At 51.0% G+C, this 19,319-nt stretch carries 12 protein-coding genes and 1 pseudogene; 10 read left to right on the forward strand and 3 right to left on the reverse strand.

Annotated features, from left to right (window positions below; genetic code table 11):
* The first annotated feature begins 4 nt into the window (after positions 1 to 4).
* The 6 genes and pseudogenes from FEK66_RS07495 (at position 5) to FEK66_RS07515 (ending at position 6,518) form a co-directional block, all read left to right on the forward strand.
* The gene (locus tag FEK66_RS07495) at positions 5 to 868 is read left to right on the forward strand and encodes a DUF2877 domain-containing protein (RefSeq protein ID WP_135494350.1); all 864 of its coding nucleotides are present in this window, start codon (positions 5 to 7) and stop codon (positions 866 to 868) included.
* Complete coding sequence (gene fdrA, locus FEK66_RS07500) at positions 858 to 2,405, forward strand: acyl-CoA synthetase FdrA (RefSeq protein ID WP_130209786.1); 1,548 nt, start codon at positions 858 to 860, stop codon at positions 2,403 to 2,405. Before FEK66_RS07495 ends, fdrA begins: the two co-directional genes overlap by 11 nt.
* Entirely contained in the window at positions 2,405 to 3,823 is a 1,419-nt protein-coding gene (locus tag FEK66_RS07505; protein WP_130209788.1) for a DUF1116 domain-containing protein, read from the forward strand. The genes fdrA and FEK66_RS07505 overlap by 1 nt, the downstream gene beginning before the upstream one ends.
* 23 nt (positions 3,824 to 3,846) lie before the next feature.
* Positions 3,847 to 4,100: pseudogene (locus tag FEK66_RS26185) on the forward strand (hypothetical protein); the annotation flags it as partial.
* A 75-nt stretch (positions 4,101 to 4,175) separates the two neighbouring features.
* Positions 4,176 to 5,126: a carbamate kinase family protein gene (locus FEK66_RS07510; RefSeq protein WP_000661631.1), complete on the forward strand. Its 951-nt coding sequence runs from the start codon at positions 4,176 to 4,178 to the stop codon at positions 5,124 to 5,126.
* 9 nt (positions 5,127 to 5,135) lie between these two features.
* Entirely contained in the window at positions 5,136 to 6,518 is a 1,383-nt protein-coding gene (locus FEK66_RS07515; protein ID WP_135494348.1) for an amidohydrolase family protein, read from the forward strand.
* Positions 6,519 to 6,671: 153 nt separating this feature from the next.
* Here the strand turns inward: FEK66_RS07515 and FEK66_RS07520 are convergent, their stop codons facing one another.
* Positions 6,672 to 8,537, reverse strand: a complete 1,866-nt coding sequence (locus FEK66_RS07520; RefSeq protein ID WP_130209794.1) for a YaaW family protein — start codon at positions 8,535 to 8,537, stop codon at positions 6,672 to 6,674.
* Between the two features lie 312 nt (positions 8,538 to 8,849).
* Here FEK66_RS07520 and zorA1 point away from each other — a divergent pair, with 312 nt between their 5' ends.
* Genes zorA1 through zorD form a run of 4 tightly spaced genes read left to right on the forward strand, consistent with a single transcriptional unit; the run spans position 8,850 to position 17,177 of the window.
* Positions 8,850 to 11,405 carry a type I Zorya anti-phage system protein ZorA1 gene (zorA1, locus tag FEK66_RS07525; protein ID WP_130209796.1) on the forward strand — a complete coding sequence of 852 codons (2,556 nt, stop codon included), beginning with the start codon at positions 8,850 to 8,852 and terminating at the stop codon, positions 11,403 to 11,405.
* Between the two features lie 11 nt (positions 11,406 to 11,416).
* Complete coding sequence (zorB1, locus tag FEK66_RS07530; protein ID WP_130209798.1) at positions 11,417 to 12,154, forward strand: type I Zorya anti-phage system protein ZorB1; 738 nt, start codon at positions 11,417 to 11,419, stop codon at positions 12,152 to 12,154.
* Complete coding sequence (gene zorC / locus FEK66_RS07535; RefSeq protein ID WP_138211435.1) at positions 12,151 to 13,938, forward strand: type I Zorya anti-phage system protein ZorC; 1,788 nt, start codon at positions 12,151 to 12,153, stop codon at positions 13,936 to 13,938. Before zorB1 ends, zorC begins: the two co-directional genes overlap by 4 nt.
* A complete protein-coding gene (gene zorD / locus FEK66_RS07540; RefSeq protein ID WP_135494346.1) occupies positions 13,938 to 17,177 on the forward strand; it encodes a type I Zorya anti-phage system protein ZorD in 3,240 nt (1,079 codons plus the stop codon). Before zorC ends, zorD begins: the two co-directional genes overlap by 1 nt.
* Positions 17,178 to 17,489: 312 nt before the next feature.
* On the opposite strand, the gene FEK66_RS07545 is transcribed toward zorD, so the two are convergent.
* On the reverse strand, positions 17,490 to 18,122 hold the full coding sequence (locus tag FEK66_RS07545; RefSeq protein WP_130218317.1) for a LysE family transporter: 633 nt from the start codon (positions 18,120 to 18,122) through the stop codon (positions 17,490 to 17,492).
* A 132-nt stretch (positions 18,123 to 18,254) separates the two neighbouring features.
* On the reverse strand, positions 18,255 to 19,319 hold a 1,065-nt coding region (locus FEK66_RS07550), incomplete at its 5' end, for an autotransporter outer membrane beta-barrel domain-containing protein (RefSeq protein ID WP_138211436.1).

Genomic DNA, 19,319 nt, shown 5'->3' on the forward strand with positions numbered 1-19,319 from the left:
GTGTGTGTGGGCGCTAACTGCGGATGCGGATTTTCTGGCGCAGCGGGGGAAAGGACAGGTTGAACAGGTCTTTGCCAGAGCGGTAAATATCGCACTCCCGGCTCGCCAGCAGTTGCTGACGCTGCTTTGTGAAGAGTACGACAATGCGCCAAACAGTTGTCGGTTGGCACTCACTCACTTTGATGGTCTGTTCCGGCATGGTGATAAGGTTCAGTTTGACGATCAAGGCATTACGGTTGGTCAACATCTTCATATAGAGATGAGTCGATGTCAGCGTTGGCTGTCCCCAACCTTGCAAATGACCGCTCTGAATTTTCACCTTATCGCCTGGCAACAGTGGCACGACATTATTCATCAGCACCTGGGGGAAAATGAAACCCTGTTTAATTATCGCGGCGATAATCCGTTTTATCAGGCATTAAATAAAGAATTACATATTAAACGACGGGCAGTTATTCAGGCAGTAAACGATAAACAAAATATCGCCTTAGCAGTCGCCAGTATGATGGGCTTAGGGATTGGCCTTACGCCATCAGCCGACGATTATTTAACAGGACTGGCGCTTATTTTATTTATATCCGGGCATCCGGCGGAAAAATACAAAGAGGAATTTTATCTCGGTCTGCAACGCGGCAAAAATAATACCACGTTATTAAGTGCCATAACGCTGGAAACCGCATTACAACAACGCTGCCGGGAAAATATTCATCGTTTTATACACAACATTATTTATGACATCCCTGGGAACGCAACTCAGGCAATAGAAAAAATTAAACATATTGGCTCCAGTTCCGGCTGCGACATGCTGTATGGCATGGCCGATGGTTGTGCGCTGAGCCAAACCTACGGAGGGAATTATGTCAGTTAAAATAGTCATTAAACCGAATACCTATTTTGATTCTGTCTCGCTGATGTCTATCTCCACGCGTGCAAATAAACTCGACGGCGTCGAGCAGGCATTTGTGGCGATGGCGACCGAAATGAACAAAGGCGTACTGAAAAATTTAGGGCTGCTGACGCCGGAGCTGGAACAGGCGAAAAACGGCGACCTGATGATTGTCATCAACGGCAAAGCGGGCGCGGACAACGAGCAGTTGCTGGTGGAGATTGAAGAGTTGTTCAACACCAAAGCCCAAAGCGGCTCGCACGAGGCGCGTTACGCCACTATTGCCAGCGCCAAAAAGCATATCCCGGAAAGTAACCTGGCAGTGATTTCGGTCAACGGCCTGTTTGCTGCGCGCGAAGCGCGTCAGGCGCTGCAAAACGACCTTAACGTGATGCTGTTTTCCGATAATGTCTCGGTTGAAGATGAACTGGCGCTCAAGCAGCTGGCCCACGAAAAAGGGCTGCTGATGATGGGGCCAGACTGCGGCACGGCGATTATCAACGGCGCGGCTCTCTGTTTTGGTAACGCCGTGCGTCGCGGCAACATCGGTATTGTTGGCGCATCCGGCACCGGCAGCCAGGAACTGAGCGTCCGTATCCATGAATTTGGCGGCGGCGTTTCGCAACTGATTGGCACTGGCGGGCGCGACCTGAGCGAGAAAATCGGCGGCCTGATGATGCTCGACGCTATCGGGATGCTGGAAAACGATCCGCAAACTGAAATCATTGTGCTTATCTCCAAACCGCCAGCGCCTGCGGTGGCCCGCAAAGTGCTGGAACGTGCGCGCGCCTGCCGCAAGTCGGTAGTGGTCTGCTTCCTCGGTCGTGGCGAAACGCCGGTTGACGAGCAGGGACTCCAGTTTGCCCGCGGCAGCAAAGAAGCGGCGCTGAAAGCAGTGATGCTCTCCGGCGTGAAACAGGAACATCTCGACCTGCATACCCTGAACCAGCCGTTGATTGCGGATGTGCGTGCGCGTCTGCAACCGCAGCAGAAATACATTCGTGGCCTGTTCTGCGGCGGCACGCTGTGTGACGAAACCATGTTCGCGGTGATGGAAAAACACGGCGATGTCTACAGCAACATTCAGCCCGATCCTGAATTCCGCCTGAAAGATATCAACCGCAGCATCAAACACACCTTCCTCGACTTTGGCGATGACGACTTCACCAACGGCAAGCCGCATCCAATGATTGACCCCACCAACCGCATCAGCCGCTTGATCGAAGAAGCGCGCGATCCAGAAGTGGCGGTGATCGTGATGGATTTTGTGCTCGGATTTGGATCGCATGAAGATCCGGTCGGCTCCACCATCGATGCGATCAAAGAAGCGAAAGCGATCGCCGCTGCCGAAGGACGCGAGTTGATCATTCTCGCCTATGTGCTGGGTACCGATCTCGATACGCCATCGTTAGAACAACAAAGCCAGATGCTGCTTGATGCCGGAGTGATTCTGGCCAGCAGCAGCACCAATACCGGATTGCTGGCGCGTGAATTTATCTGCAAAGGGGAGGAAGCCTGATGAGCCAGTCACTGTTTAGCCAACCGTTGAATGTTATTAACGTCGGTATCGCCATGTTTAGCGATGACCTGAAAAAGCAGCATGTAGAAGTGACCCAACTCGACTGGACGCCGCCGGGGCAGGGCAATATGCAGGTGGTGCAGGCGCTGGACAACATTGCCGATTCGCCGCTGGCGGACAAAATCGCCGCCGCTAACCAGCAGGCGCTGGAGCGCATTATCCAGTCGCATCCGGTGCTGATTGGTTTTGATCAGGCGATCAACGTGGTGCCGGGCATGACGGCGAAAACCATTCTTCACGCCGGGCCGCCGGTTACCTGGGAAAAAATGTGCGGCGCGATGAAAGGCGCGGTCACCGGAGCGCTGGTGTTCGAAGGGCTGGCGAAAGATCTCGACGAGGCGGCTGAACTGGCGGCTTCCGGGGAGATTACTTTCTCGCCGTGCCACGAACATGACTGCGTAGGTTCGATGGCGGGCGTCACCTCGGCCTCGATGTTTATGCACATCGTAAAAAACAAAACCTACGGCAACGTCGCTTACACCAACATGAGCGAGCAGATGGCGAAGATTTTGCGCATGGGCGCTAACGACCAGAGCGTGATTGACCGCCTCAACTGGATGCGCGATGTGCAGGGGCCAATGCTGCGCGACGCCATGAAAATTATCGGCGAGATCGATCTGCGCTTAATGTTGGCGCAAGCGCTGCATATGGGCGATGAGTGCCATAACCGCAATAACGCCGGGACGACGCTACTGATTCAGGCGCTGACGCCGGGGATTATTCAGGCAGGTTATTCCGTGGAGCAACAGCGCGAAGTGTTTGAGTTTGTTGCCAGCAGCGACTACTTCTCCGGCCCGACGTGGATGGCGATGTGTAAAGCGGCGATGGATGCGGCGCACGGCATCGAATACAGCACCGTGGTGACCACCATGGCGCGTAACGGCGTCGAGTTTGGCCTGCGGGTCAGCGGATTACCGGGACAATGGTTTACCGGCCCAGCGCAGCAGGTGATCGGCCCGATGTTTGCCGGTTATAAGCCGGAAGATTCGGGGCTGGATATCGGCGACAGCGCCATCACTGAAACCTACGGCATTGGCGGATTTGCTATGGCGACCGCGCCCGCAATCGTCGCGCTGGTGGGCGGTACGGTGGAAGAGGCTATCGATTTCTCCCGTCAGATGCGCGAAATCACCCTTGGCGAAAACCCCAACGTCACCATTCCGCTGCTCGGTTTTATGGGCGTGCCGTCGGCAATCGACATCACCCGCGTGGGTAGCAGTGGCATTCTGCCGGTGATCAACACCGCCATCGCCCATAAAGATGCGGGCGTCGGCATGATTGGCGCGGGCATTGTGCATCCACCATTCGCCTGCTTCGAGAAAGCCATTCTTGGCTGGTGCGAACGTTACGGCGTCTGAACTGTAAAGTGCGCGTTGCTTCTGCCGGATGCGGCGTGAACGCCTTATCCGGCCTACGAATGGCGCAAGAATCTGTAGGCCTGATAAGACGCGTGAGCGTCGCATCAGGCATTTGTCACCACTGCCGGATGCGGCGTGAACGCCTTATCCGGCCTACGGATGGCACGAGAATTTGTAGGCCTGATAAGACGCGTGAGCGTCGCATCAGGCATTTGTCACCACTGCCGGATGCGGCGTGAACGCCTTATCCAGCCTACGGATGGCACAAGAATTGTAGGCCTGATAAGCGTAGCGCATCAGGCAGTCTGGCGTTGGTCATAACCCCATCACCCTCTGTAGCGGACATAACAACATGAAAGAACTTGTGGTCGTTGCCATTGGTGGCAACAGCATTATCAAAGATAACGCCAGCCAGTCGATTGAGCATCAGGCGGAGGCGGTGAAAGCCGTCGCCGATACGGTGCTGGAAATGCTGGCTTCCGATTACGACATTGTGCTGACCCACGGCAACGGGCCGCAGGTCGGGCTGGATTTACGCCGTGCGGAGATTGCCCACGAGCGCGAAGGGCTGCCCTTAACGCCGCTGGCGAACTGTGTGGCAGATACGCAAGGCGGCATCGGCTATCTGATCCAACAGGCGCTGAACAACCGACTGGCGCGTCACGGCGAGAAAAAAGCCGTCACCGTGGTGACTCAGGTGGAAGTGGATAAAAACGATCCGGGTTTTGCTCATCCCACCAAGCCCATCGGTGCATTCTTCAGTGAAAGCCAGCGTGACGAACTACAAAAGGCTAACCCTGACTGGCGTTTTGTTGAAGATGCCGGACGCGGCTATCGCCGCGTTGTCGCCTCGCCGGAACCGAAACGTATTGTCGAAGCACCTGCCATTAAGGCGCTGATCCAACAAGGCTTTGTGGTAATTGGCGCAGGCGGCGGTGGAATTCCTGTGGTGCGCAGCGAAGCAGGGGATTACCAAAGCGTGGACGCGGTTATCGACAAAGATCTCTCCACCGCGCTACTGGCTCGCGAAATTCACGCCGACATTCTGGTGATCACCACCGGCGTGGAAAAAGTGTGTATTCACTTTGGCAAGCCGCAGCAGCAGGCGCTGGATCGCGTAGATATTGCCACCATGACCCGCTATATGCAGGAAGGGCATTTCCCGCCCGGCAGCATGTTGCCAAAAATCATCGCCAGCCTGACGTTCCTGGAACAGGGCGGCAAAGAAGTGATTATCACCACGCCGGAATGCCTGCCTGCGGCGCTGCGTGGCGAAACGGGCACCCATATTATTAAAACGTAAGGACGTAAGATGAAAGAAAGCAATAGCCGCCGTGAGTTTCTGAGTCAGAGCGGTAAGATGGTTACCGCCGCCGCGCTGTTTGGTACCTCTGTGCCGCTCGCCCATGCGGCGGTTTCTGGCACTATAAACTGCGAAGCGAACAACACCATGAAAATCACTGACCCGCATTACTATCTCGACAACGTGCTGCTGGAAACCGGTTTTGACTACGAAAACGCTGTGGCGGTGCAGACCCGCACGACGCGTCAGACCGTGGAGATTCAGGACGGTAAAATTGTCGCCCTGCGCGAGAATAAGCAGCATCCGGACGCCATGCTGCCGCACTATGACGCTGGCGGTAAGCTGATGCTGCCCACCACCCGCGACATGCATATTCATCTCGACAAAACCTTTTACGGCGGGCCGTGGCGCTCGCTCAATCGTCCGGCAGGCACCACCATCCAGGACATGATCAAACTCGAGCAGAAAATGCTGCCGGAGCTGCAACCGTACACCCAGGAACGGGCGGAAAAACTGATCGATTTATTGCAGTCGAAAGGTACCACCATTGCCCGCAGCCACTGCAATATCGAACCGGTTTCCGGCCTGAAAAATCTGCAAAATTTGCAGGCGGTGCTGGCGCGACGTCAGGCGGGTTTCGAGTGTGAAATTGTCGCCTTCCCGCAGCACGGTTTGCTGCTGTCGAAATCGGAACCCTTAATGCGTGAAGCGATGCAGGCAGGGGCGCATTACGTCGGCGGGCTGGACCCAACCAGTGTCGATGGCGCGATGGAAAAATCCCTCGACACCATGTTCCAGATTGCGCTGGACTACGACAAAGGCGTCGATATTCACCTGCACGAAACCACTCCGGCAGGCGTGGCAGCCATCAATTATATGGTTGAAACGGTGGAGAAAACGCCACAGCTGAAAGGCAAACTGACCATCAGTCACGCCTTTGCGCTGGCAACGCTCAACGAGCAACAGGTTGATGAACTGGCGAACCGGATGGTGGCGCAGCAAATTTCTATCGCCTCGACGGTGCCGATTGGCACGTTGCATATGCCGCTCAAACAGCTCCACGACAAAGGCGTAAAAGTGATGACCGGCACCGACAGCGTTATCGACCACTGGTCGCCTTACGGCCTGGGCGACATGCTGGAAAAAGCCAATCTGTACGCACAGCTCTATATTCGCTCTAACGAACAGAATTTATCCCGCTCGCTGTTTTTAGCCACTGGAGACGTATTGCCGCTGAATGAAAAAGGCGAGCGTGTGTGGCCAAAAGCGCAGGATGACGCCAGCTTTGTGCTGGTGGACGCCTCCTGTTCTGCCGAGGCGGTGGCGCGTATCTCGCCGAGAACGGCAACGTTCCATAAAGGACAACTGGTGTGGGGGAGTGTGGCAGGTTGATACGCATTTGATATGTCTGCAACGGTGAATAGTAAGAGATTTAAGCCCCAGGGAGTGGGGCTGCTTGGATATGGGGTTGTTGGCCTTGATTCTCCTGAGCCGGAGACATTGTGTGTGGCACCGCTAACCACACAGTAAACCTTACGAGCTGCCTTAAGCATCCGGCAACGCATAACACTTCACCGGTTTACCGTCTTTCATTTCCACCAACATGCGGCTGGTCTGCAACGGCTTGTCCAGCATATTTTGCTGGAATTGGTCGAACGCCATGCGGGCTTCCTTAATTGCGACTTTTTGCGGCATTAAGCGGTTACTGCTCCATTTTCGCAAAATGACTTTATTGGCGCTGGTGGTATTCGCCTGTTCCGCTACGGCGCCGATGCTATCAATTCGTGACTGTAATTGTTTTTCTACCTTGCTGATAACCGTATCGAACTGCGCATAATGATGTTCTATAGCCTGCTGACGGCGTTCTACCAGCATCGTCTGACCCTCACTATGGCTGACCAGATGTAATGCTTGCCCGCGTACTCTCATCGCTAAATCCCACTCCATCGTCCGTTCTTCAATAATTTTTTGTTGCGCCTGAATTTTACTGGTGATGGTTGCGCTACTGAAAAAACTGCCGTCATTTATAGAGGCTACCTTCTCGCCAGCAAAGGCAATATCCGTCAGCAGATGATCCTGGAGTGTTGAAAAATCCTTTTCGATAGCTTCAAGTATTTGCCGTATTTCTGGCGAAGATTGCCCCTCAATGACGACAGGCGTGATTTGCTGTAAATACTGAATAGCGCCGACAATTTCAGATTTGCGGGCATTGTTCTGGAACGCAGAAATCTCCCGAATACTTTCAATTATCTGCGTCAGTTTATTGCTGATATCTGCCAGATGTTTTTGTGCTAGTATCGCCGAAGCGACATTCAGTAATATGCTGGCGTTGACTAATTGATTCAGTTTGTCAGGGTTCAGCAAAACTGCGTGCGCTTTAATTCCTTTTTCCCCGAGACTGAAGCCACGATATCCCGAGCTATCTTTCACTTTCGCCAGTGCGCCATCAATAATGACTTCCATATAGTGATGACTGGCGATATGGGCGGCGGTGGCGAGCGAAGGAAGCGTCTGTAAGAGTGGGCCTAACCGTGAAATTTCAGTAATGTCATGCCGTACCAGAGTGTCGGGGTGGGTAATTTCATTTAAAGCGATAGACGATACAGTTAAAACGTGCTGCGACTTTTCATTTTCAAACACCCAGCGATTGTCATAGTTTGCGGTTGACATTGCCGTTGATGATACCGATTCGCTCAGACGGTGATGGCGGGAATTTTTTAAGCGAATCCAGGCAATTTGCACTACACAGGGCAAGGTGATTCGGAACGCCGGGTTGGAAATATCATAAGCGGTATATAAACCGGTGAGGGCTAACCCGACAGGACCGGTGAGAACGCCCAACACGCGACCTATCCCCAGACCCGCAATTAGCGGGAGTGCCTTCCCCGTGGCGATCTGCGCCAGACCGCTTGCTACCATTGCCGCACGTTGCAAAAGTGGCAGCTCCATACGTGACAACTTATCCAGGCTAATACTGGTGTTAATTCCCATATCACGGAGAAGCTGACGGCGATCGTCATCTGACATTTTGTTCCAGGATGACGCGAAAACGGCATCGATAATCAGTGATTCTTTTTCTTTTACCGGGGCATTTTTCGCGACTTTAATTTTCAGATGGCTGGCGACATCGTCAACAATTTCGCTATAGCTAACGCCATTGCGTCGGAACAGATTCATTACGGTGTTACCGCCAAAATGTTGCAGTTCGCGAATCAGCAAACGCAATGTTTCCTCATCAACAGCTTCGCTATTTTTACCATCGCGCAAGGCCTTTTTAACTCGGTCAGACTGGGAAAAATTAAATTTTCCGTCTGGGGTAATGTAATCAATCAGCAGATCGATATCGTTTTTGTCGGCGTTCAGTAGCAGAGCAACCAGCGTTTCGTCGCCCTTAATGTCAATCTCACTCATTTAATTGTCTCGTTGAATAGTGACTGGACGTTATTAGAAGCAGCGCGCCCTACGAAAAAGTTTCATACGTAAGTCTGGCGGTGAAAAAAATAAAATCCCCAATCTTTGTGCCATAAAGCATAAATTCTGTGAATTATTTTCACCAAGCAGTTTAAATTTCTTACGTATGCGTGTGATCAATGTTTTTGTGAGATATATAACGTTTTATTGATGTAAAAATCGAGACTTTTCCTATAATGAGCGGGCGATTTTTTTTCCTTGCTGGTGATGTTCTGCCCTGCAAATTTCTTTTCCTTCACTCAAGGTATTTAGATGTTTTCGCTGACTTCGTTCCTCGACACGTTAACCTCTGTTAATCCAGAAAATGTGCCGATTTATGTCGCTATTGTGGTTGGGGTTTTGTTGTTGGGTTTCATTGTCCGTTACGCTATTCCTTCATTTAGGGTTTCAGCGCGCTTTAAACAAAAAGCGAAAGCAATTCGGCAACTTGGCAATGAAAAACCGGCACAACAACTCGAAAAATTAGACGCGTTATTCTCTGATAAATTTTTTGCGCATCCCTGGCGCGAATTTAAAGAGTCTCTACATCGTCAGTTTGAGTTTGACGAAAACAGCGGGCAAAAAAAAATTAGCGCCATCCGCTCAACGGCTCCGTCGTCAGCATGGTTTACGGAACCGTTATTAGTCGAAATTCCTCTCTATACGGAAGCGTTTAAACATCTCCCTGGCATCCTGACCGGAATTGGGATCATCGGCACCTTTTCGGGACTGATGATTGGTTTGCACCATTTTGACCCCAGCACGCCAGAGCAGGTCAGCGCCAGCGTCGCTAACCTTTTACGCGACGTTCTGTATGCGTTCTTAGGTTCGGCGTTTGCTATTACGTTCTCCATTCTGGTCACCATGTTTGAAAAGTGGCGACTGGCGCAATGCTATAAAAACCTGGAACTTCTTACCGCCAGCATTGACCAGCTTTTTGAGGGCGGCGTCGGTGAAGATTACCTTTCGCAACTTCTTTCCAGTACTAAAGAAAACACCACCCATGCGCGGCAACTTAAGGATGGTCTGGTCACTGACCTGCGTGAAATGCTGCAAAACCTGGTGGATAGCCATGTGCGGGAAAATCAAAAGCTGGCAGAGACATTATCAACAACATACCGCGAGTCAGGCCAACAGTTTGCTGAACAGGTCAGTGGTGCTATCGAAACCAGTCTGAAAAATCCGCTGGATAAAATTGCTGGTGTGGTGCAAACCGCCTCCGGCGACCAGAGCCATCGTGTGCAGTCGATGCTGGAGAACGTCCTGACCGCCTTTATGAGCAAAATGGATAACACCTTTGGTCAGCAATTCACCACCATGCAGGAGATGATGGGGCGTTCTGTGGAAGCCATTCAGTCTATGCAAAGCGGCTTCTCAACGTTGTTGCAGGATATGCGTCAGGCCGGGGATGACTCACGTCAGGGCAGCGCGCAACTGATCTCTCAACTGTTAAGCGAAATGAAAAGCGGTCAGCAGGAGATGCAGGCTGGGATGAATGAGATGCTGCGCAGCTTGCAGGAATCCGTTGCCCGTATTGGCGCAGAAGGTGAGGGCGCGGGCGAACGGATGGCGCAACAACTGGAAAAAATCTTTGCCGACAGCGAAGCGCGTGAAAAAGCGATGGCGGAACAGATGCGCGCGTTTATTGAGGCTATCCAGTCCAGTGTTCAGCACGGGCAAAATGAAACCATGGAGAAAATGGCGGCTTCCGTGGATACGCTTGGCAGCCATATGGCGACGCTCTTTGCACAACTGGAAAATGGTCAGCAGCAACTTAATCAGCAGCAAAACCAGGCGCAAAATTTGCTGATAGGCAATATGAGCAAAGGTGTCGAAACGCTGACGCAAAACCTGGCGGGTGTATTCAGCCAACTGGAGTCTGGGCAAAAACAGATGAGCCAGACTCAGGAACAGGGGCAACGCGTGCTGCATGAAGAAACTCAGCAGCTTCTGGCACGTAGCGAAGCGCGTGAGCAGGCGGCGGCTGAGCAACAACAACAGTTTATGGCGTCGTTACAGCAAACCATGCATTCCGGTCAGGATGCCCTGCGAGAGAAAATGACCAGCGGTATCGATCACCTGGGTAGCCAACTTGGCAACCTGTTTGGGCAACTGGAAGAAGGTCAGAAGTCGCTCAGTCAGCAACAGCAATCGGCGCAGAGTGCGTTACAACAGGAAGCGCAGCGAATCATTGGTCAGCTTGAAAGTCAGGTTGAGTCGCTGATGCAGATGCTGCGTGAACAGCAATCTGCTTCTGGCGATCTGCTGCAACAGATGGCGCAAAACACCACGCGCCATCTGGAAGAGATACAAACAGGAGCCGATAAAATGCGCGTGGCTGCCGACCGCTTTGAAGCTGCGGGCGATCGTGTTGCTGAGGCTAATCAGTTAACTGCTGAGGTGCTCAATGGCACGCAACAGGCGGGACGCACGCTTTCCAGTGCCAGCGCGGAGTTGGGGGCATTGATTGCCGATTATCGTAATACCCGTGAAGTCGTGGCGAATGCCATAACGGCACTCGAAACGCTGATTAACCGTAGCCATGATGAACAATCATCCCGCAGCCGTTTTGTTGATGATCTGAAAGCGTATTCGGAACGCCTGCAACAATATAACCGTGAGGCTCAGGAGTTCCTGCATAACATTGCCGAGGTGATGGGAACCAGTTTTGAATCCTTTACGACCGGGGTGGAAAACGGCCTGAATCGTTCACTGCAGGAGATGGATACGCAGCTGACTAAAGCCGCGGGAGCCTTAAGTTCTTCGGTTGAGATTATTGGTGAAAGCGTGGATACGCTGGAAACAGTACTCCGTCATCGTCGCGCGTAAGGAACAGGCTGATGTTTAACCGGGTATTTAATGGCAGGCAACGGCGCAGCGATGAAGCGGAAAAACCCTTCTGGATCTCCTATGCAGACCTGATGACCGCCATGATGGTGCTGTTTCTGGTGGTGATGGTGGCGTCACTTAGCTCTGTTACGCAGCGGATCCAGCAGGCGGAAGCGGGGGAGAAATCGCGCGGGCATGATATTGCTCGCCTGTGTGAAAAACTTGAGCTTCAGGCAAAGAATCTCAACAAGACGATTCAGGTTGACTGCCATGACAACCGTATCAGCTTTGGTGAAGCAGGGCGTTTTGAGCACAATCGCTTTGCGCTTAACGCCGAAGGATTACAGGCGCTACAGGATGTGGTGCCGTTAGTGCTGGAAGCGGCAAATAGCGATGAAGGCAAAAAATGGTTTAAGCAAATTGTTATAGAAGGTTTTACGGATACTGACGGTTCTTATCTCTATAACCTGCACCTTTCGTTGCAACGCTCGGAATGGGTGATGTGCAGTCTGCTGGATAGTAGAAGCGCGCTACAGCAAAAAATAACCTCGGAACAACAGGTTCAGATCCGCAAATTATTTCTGGCGGGTGGGGTTTCGTTTAACAATGCGAAAGAGAGCAAAGAAGCCAGCCGTCGCGTAGAACTGCGGATGCAATTCTTTGGTCTGAAAGACAAAAAGCACGACGAAAGCATGGATGTTGTTCCTGGCATTAGTCAGGAAACCTGTCAGTTGGGAGCCATGCAATGACTTGCGCTATTGAAAAACTGAAAACCCGTTTGCTGCCCTATCGGGAGCAGAACTTGCAGCCGACGGTAAGTCATGCTTTTCACTATCTTCAGCGCGTTATCGCGCAACTAGAGAGGAAGGTAGATGCTCGCGCGGTGCAGATGGTTCCCCCTCTGGAGAAACGCCGACAGGCCATTGCCCGGCTGCGTGCGGGGGATACGCCAAAGCCCTTCGAGTGGAAGATGATTTTTTTTGGTCTTAATGACGTGGCTGAAGGCGATCTGTTTGAAATTGCATTGATTGATGATGCAAAAAACTTCGCGAGGATTATCGCTGAAATTGAACAAAAAATTGCGCAGCAGCGGTTAACACGCCGCGAATGGCTGGCGTTATGTACCAGCTACTTTGGTCATTCCAGCGATACACCGGAAAAGAATCCGCAGTGGCTTCAGCTACGCACGCAGATTGCTCGCGGGTTTCAACAGCTAAAAGAGAGTGCGCCGCGTCAGATGTCCTGGATGTCGGTCATTGACACCTATAGCGATATTTTTACCGATAATGCAGGTTTTCTTCTCGGACAACAGCTTGGGCGTGGAGATATCACGGATATTTCGGTGCTGGAGAAAGTCGCACAAATTCCGCAAACCAGCTGGTTATGGCGCAAAATTGTTAACCACCTGGTCAATGAGATTTTTTGCCTGACTGACGATGATTTTCAGCAGAAAATTCATTCTATTATCGCCTTGAGCCGCCAGCTTACGCGGTTTAAAGATAATATTCTGGCAGCCACTCTGACCCGTTATTATCAGTCGGCTTTTAAACATCAAACACATTTCGAACTCAAGCAATTGGCCCTGGAATATTGGGGAAATCCGCAGTTAACCAGTCGTAATAAAAGCTGGCAGGTTCACGTTGAAAATCCCGTATTACTGATGGTGCAAGGCTGGTTCGCCAAAGACGATCTGAAACTGTTCTTTGAATTGCTGAAAGGTAATCGGGATGTTGACCATGCGCGCCTGTTCTACTGGCTACGTTTTGCCAACCAAATGAGCTATACGCGCATTGTGCTGGGCGAAGATGCGCTGCGATCCAAAGATGTCGATTATGTTGAATTCAGGGCGAAAAACGCAGGGCGATTAAGCCGCCTGCAAGGTTCTGGTTCACGCGATAACAACGCCATGATTATGCGCATTGGTGATTATCTGTTTGTCGAATTTTCGAAAGTGGGGGCAATGTATGCCTACCATATGGGGAATGCGCCCTTTAATCCGGAAACCGGCATTCTTGATATTGATTATGATCTGAAAGATAAGCGGAATAACCGCCGTAAAGTCCGGTTGCGTTTACCGCATTTATCGCCGGTATTTCTCTACTCACTCAACCGAATTGAGGGGTGGATGAGCCGATATGACGAAGAACTTCGTAAGCTGGGTATTGATTACGTTGCGGAAGATATAAATCAGTCTTCTGTCACTTTGGATATCTCCCGTTTCAATGCCTCAAAGACCATGAGTCGGTCAGTGCCTGCATCGTTACCTGAACGTGAAGTCAGTGATGTAAAGTCAGACCGGGAAGAGCAAATCAAAATCATCGCCTCCTCGTTAAAAGCCAAAAAAGGTCTCCCCGACCGGGAACAACAAATCCGGGAGATTATTCGTTCGGTCGATTGCAAAGTGATGGATAAACGAGGGCTTGGGGGCGCAATCCATATTCATTTCAATGAACCAGACCATGAAGCGGCGCAAAAATTACTCAGCCTTGGGTTTAAACCTGTGCTGGGTAAATTTACTTACTGGAGCAAATAGTGTTTAAAAAATTGTTGGGTAAATTTATTAAAGAGAATACTTCACTACCTGCTTCATTTGTGCCGCTGTATGTAATGAAAGAAGAGGGGTTTGCTTTCCCCTTTAGTCTTGCCGATAGCGAAGATAACTGGCCTGTCGCCTCATGCCTGGAACAGCTTCATGAGGAAGATTATGTTTCACACTGGTCTGATTGCTGGTTTCTTAGCTGGGATGATTTTTATCACATCCGGAAAAATGACGACTATGCCAGCAGTCTGGCGATTTTTGCTTTCCCCCCACAGCGCAATCTGACGGCTCATCTTGCTGCAACAGGAAGCATTAGCGATGACACTTTTCGCGTTTTCATTGATAAATGGACCCTACCTGACGACTATCGCCCCGTTGAGATAACCAGCACAGGAGCCAGCTTTTCCTCTGCGGAAGGCACCTTTGTGTTAAGTGAAGAGAACTGGCAGCTTCTGGACGCACTACACCAACTCAGATTGCAGCAGCGACAGACGCCGGGCGAAACGGTCAACCAAACCCGTTGGGCCAAAATACGGCGGCAGGCCAAAAAAGCAGGGGCAAAACTGGATGACTATCTCGCGAAAACGATCGTCATCAGGCCGGAATCGTTGCAGTTAAAACTGCGAAAATCGCTGGTGGTGGATACTCCGGTACTGGAAATTGAACCTGTTTTTGATGAGCAGCCTGCCAACTGGTTACAGAGTTTTGACCGTACGCAACAGGTACAGGATCGTTACCGTGTTTTAGGGGACGACGGTGTCTTAAACCATGTCATTCTTTCCCCTGAAGTCAAAGACGTCTTGACCTCCGTGCACGCTATTACGGGACGTCGCGTGGCGGGGGATGATGCGCTCTCATTTGTTCGCAACCCCTACACCTGGATTGGTGAAGAGGCGAGCCAGGTGCTCGATCCTGACGTTTATGAGCAGAATTTGCAGGACGCCGGGATCTACTTTTATGATTTCCGTCTGGAGCCGCAGATTGATGAAAACAGGCAAATTGCGGCGGTAACGCTTCTTCTCAGCCCCAGAACTGAGCAATCTGTGGCGGATGAAACCTATATCTTTAAACGTCCAGGTGAACTGGCGGCGTTGCTCTCTGAATTGGAGCAAAAGTTAGCGGCACAACTGCCCGCCGGAGTCTGGCAGGGTTACGATCTGGAGCTTTCCAGATTCAGCCAGGAAGAACTGCAAGGTTATCAGGCGTTGCTTGAAAACTGGCAGCACCAGGCGGCGGGAATGAATTTTACCCACGTCCTCGATCTGAACAAATACAGCGACCGGGTTATCGGGATCGGTGAATTTGAAAAAATAAGTTCGCCTTATCTGGTCAAAAGTGAAAGTGAAAAATGGCTTCCGGAGAACCTTGCGCAAGAGATGTGCGAGGCCATGTTCTCTGGCTGGGATCTCGATAATCATCAACATTTTCAGGAACTGGAAGAGCGGCTGGAAGAGGCAAAAGCTACGGATGCGTCGGAAGTCGCCATGCCCTGGAACGACAACCTTTTGCCCCGTGAAGAAGCAGAAATTTTCCACGATAAATGGAAAAAGAAAATCGACGGTGAAATAAATGATGGCGTAAGTAGTGAACCGGTCAGTCGTGCCGTTCTGCTGATAGAACAAAATATCGAGCAGGCGCTGTATGTTAAACAACGGCGGGATTCCTTGCTCGGCGCACATCAGGCAGAAGTCGAACTGCCGATGATCCTCAAAACGTCCATTCAGCTACGTGAACACCAGCGTAAAGGGGTAGCGTGGCTCCAGCAGTTGTATCTAAAGTCGCCAATAGAGACGGCGGGATGTTTACTCGCAGACGATATGGGGCTGGGTAAAACCTTACAGATTCTAACTTTTCTCATCTGGCATCGTGAACGTTTCCCGGATGCGCCTCCTTCGCTGATTGTTGCTCCGGTGTCGCTACTCGATAACTGGGAGCGCGAGGTTGGGAATTTCTTCCTGCGCGAGCAGGTGTCGATTTTAAAACTCTACGGTAATGAACTTAAGGCTAAGAAATGCGCGAAAGAGAGCATCCCTCAGGCGCTTAAAAGTAAGGGGATTAAGAACTTACTACAAAGTGACTGGGTGGGGGACGCGCATATTGTTCTTACCACCTATGAGACGTTACGCGATCAGGAATTTTCCCTGGCTCGCCAGCCCTGGTCCATAATGGTGTGCGACGAAGCGCAGAAAATTAAAAATCCGGCGGCATTAATTACCCAATCGGCAAAAGCCATTCAGGCACAATTTAAAGTCGCATGTACCGGAACTCCGGTCGAAAATACCCTTGTTGATCTGTGGTGTTTATTTGACTTCGTTCAACCGGGGTTGTTGGGGGCTTTAAACAATTTTGGTAAAGATTATTTACGCCCAATTGAGCAACAGAATGATAATGCTGTCCTCGAATCGCTACGTAAATTAATTGAACCGCAGACGCTGCGCCGCACCAAAGAAGAAGTGGCGAAAGACCTGCCGGAAAAGATTGAAGATCAACGCTGTAAACAGTTGAATATGCTGCCATTGCAACGGGAGCTCTATACCCACTCGGTTGCAAGCTGGCGAAACCAACAGGAGATCAGCGAAGGGCTGGATCAACGAGGCTCAGGTATGCTGGGGTTACTGCATCGCCTGAAACTTATTTGCGCATGGCCTTATTCCGTAAGTGCAGATTTGCGCTTACGGAACGATGCTCCGAAAGTAAAATGGCTGCTGGAGACATTAAACGCCATTCGCCAGTCATCTGATGACAAAGTGATTATTTTTACGGAACTGCGCGATATTCAACGAGAACTGCAACATCTGATTGTGCAGCATTTTGGCTTTAAGCCTTTTATTATTAATGGTGATACCAGCACCAAATCTGGCAGCGATCAAAATCGTCAGAGTCTGATCGATGCATTTCAATCAACGCCCGGTTTTAACATCATTATTTTATCCACCATCGCGGTTGGGTTTGGCGTCAATGTCCAGAAAGCAAATCATGTCATCCACTTTACCCGTTGCTGGAATCCGGCGAAGGAAGATCAGGCGACCGATCGGGCATACCGTATCGGGCAGCAGAAAGATGTTTACGTCTATTATCCGACGGTGCGTGATACTCAGTTAATGACTTTTGAAGAAACGCTGGATGAATTACTGAACCGACGCCGGGCATTGGCGAGAGATATGCTCAAAGGGGCAACCGATCTGACCGCCGCAGATTTTGAAGCAGTGCTGGCGGGTACTCCCCTGGCGTAGGGAATGCCATGGGCGAGTAAATCGACAGGGATTTGCTATTGCTTTATTAATGAACAACAAAGATATTTTGTGAATGTATAAGTTGACATTCATATGAAAAAAATCATAATTTCGTCATGTTCGCGTAGGGCAGTTTCTGTATCTTATGCATCGCACCAGGGCCTGACAGGAAATATGCTGTAAGGTTCGTATCAAAAAACCGCCATTAGCTCATCAGGAAGAGCAGACGACAACCAGGATTGTTGTATGGTACGGGGTTCGAGGCCTCGATGGCGGTCCAATTTCTCAATTGGGTTGGTTACAATTATCAGCTCACCGATGTGTCACTCCTTCATAAATCAGCCGTAGCGCAAAGACACCAATAATCGCACCAATAACCCGACTGGCAACGCGCTGCATACGCCCGTATGCACGACGCACGGCGGGTAAAGAAAACGCCTGACTAAGAAATACACGCCAGATAATAGATGCGAGCACAATCCCCGCCCAGGCCATAAACCGCGCCCAGGTCGGCGTTTCTGCGCTTAACGTCACTGAGAAGATACTGATAAAAAATAAAACTGTTTGTGGATTAGAGAGATCGGTAATGAGTCCACGGCGGAAAAATACATACCAGGGAGCATTAAGCGGCTGCTGTAATGCGCTCATCTGTGGTGTTGATTGTCGGCGCATACTGTTCCAGGCAAACCATAAAAGATAAGCGCCGCCGACGATTTTAATGAGTGAGAAAATCTCTTCACACTGGGTAATGAGCGTCGCCATCCCAAACAATCCCAACCCGGAATAGATGGCATCGCCAAGCGCCACGCCAAGCCCGGTGAGTACACCTGCACGACGGCCTGAGGCCAGGCTGGTTTGTACCACGACAAAGAGATTTGCCCCCGGATTAAAAAAGGTGATGACGAACAGTCCGACGGTCAGGTAAACGGCGTGCAAGGGGTCCATAGTGATTTCACCCATAAATAAGCTGAATTAACTTCATCATATTTATAGTAAAAATGACTGAATGCGAGCGCGATCACAAAGGTTGTCGATCTAAGAAAGTGCCACCTGTACGTGACAGGTGGCAAAGTGGCATTAAAAGAGATATTTCACGCCCAGCATTCCCTGGGTATCACTGTAACCATTGTCGCCCAACTGCTGGGCGACGTTGCCCCACAGTTGCAGACGCGGAGTAATCTGACCTTCCACCCCGACTTTTAACTCGCCAATATTACGCGTGCCAGTAATTGCATCGCTGATGCCATCCATTTTCACGCTGTAATTGCGGGAGTTATAAATCCAGTTGGCTTCCACGAAAGGCTGGAAGGAACGTTCTTTATGATCATCAATAGCATGATGACCCTGCAGATACGCTTTCACCCCCAGACGCGTTTGCAGGTTGCCTTCGGTGCTGTCCTCAACCAGCGTGCCATTGTCTTCAGTATGATTGTCTGCCTTCACATCCATCCACGTCAGCTGCATTTTGGGCTGCAACCAGTAGCTGGTGCGGGCATCAGCGCTTTCACCGAGACGGAAGGTGTAACCCGCTTCAACGGCAGCAGTGATGCCGTCAGAGTGATATTTCTCACTCGGCAGGTACTCGCCGGAGACGGTGTTATCAAACCAGTTATAGAGCAACCAGCTGTCAACATAAGTCCCTGTTTTGTCTGCTTCGTTAGCGTACCAGGTGCCATACACGCCCACACTGTAGCCGTGGATTTGCCCACGTGAGCTGTACCCGGTCAGGCTGGAATGCGTGTGACTCTTGCTGTTGGCATAGCCAGCCATCAGGCCGAGATGCCAGCGATCGAGTGCGTTACTGCTCCATTGCGCAAGATCGCCGCCCAGTTGCAGAACATAACGGTTGCTCTGGGTATTCAGTTCATCCGAACGATCTTTAAAGCGATTATGCCCGCCAATGTTACGCATCCACAAACTGGTCACTTTCTGTTCGCCAGTGAGCAGGTCGGTATATTGTGTTTCCCCCAGACGGTCATGCAGCCGGGTATTAAACAGCGTATTTGCCGCCTGAATATTGGCCAGATAGCTACCAATTTCCGGGCGATACAGATGTTTTCGTTCTGGTTGTGGAACAGATGGCGTAACAGGCGGCTCCGGTGTCACAGGCGGTTCTGGTGTTACAGGGGGCTCAGGTGTTAC

The organism is Escherichia sp. E1130 (assembly GCF_005781065.1).
GTDB lineage: Bacteria > Pseudomonadota > Gammaproteobacteria > Enterobacterales > Enterobacteriaceae > Escherichia.

What these genes read in the sequence shown, in the direction of transcription:
- fdrA (WP_130209786.1), top strand. Translation starts at nt 858, where the DNA reads ATGTCAGTTAAAATAGTCATTAAACCGAATACCTATTTTGATTCTGTC.
- FEK66_RS07505 (WP_130209788.1), top strand. Translation starts at nt 2,405, where the DNA reads ATGAGCCAGTCACTGTTTAGCCAACCGTTGAATGTTATTAACGTCGGT.
- FEK66_RS07510 (WP_000661631.1), top strand. Translation starts at nt 4,176, where the DNA reads ATGAAAGAACTTGTGGTCGTTGCCATTGGTGGCAACAGCATTATCAAA.
- FEK66_RS07515 (WP_135494348.1), top strand. Translation starts at nt 5,136, where the DNA reads ATGAAAGAAAGCAATAGCCGCCGTGAGTTTCTGAGTCAGAGCGGTAAG.
- FEK66_RS07520 (WP_130209794.1), bottom strand. Translation starts at nt 8,537, where the DNA reads ATGAGTGAGATTGACATTAAGGGCGACGAAACGCTGGTTGCTCTGCTA.
- zorA1 (WP_130209796.1), top strand. Translation starts at nt 8,850, where the DNA reads ATGTTTTCGCTGACTTCGTTCCTCGACACGTTAACCTCTGTTAATCCA.
- zorB1 (WP_130209798.1), top strand. Translation starts at nt 11,417, where the DNA reads ATGTTTAACCGGGTATTTAATGGCAGGCAACGGCGCAGCGATGAAGCG.
- zorC (WP_138211435.1), top strand. Translation starts at nt 12,151, where the DNA reads ATGACTTGCGCTATTGAAAAACTGAAAACCCGTTTGCTGCCCTATCGG.
- FEK66_RS07545 (WP_130218317.1), bottom strand. Translation starts at nt 18,122, where the DNA reads ATGGACCCCTTGCACGCCGTTTACCTGACCGTCGGACTGTTCGTCATC.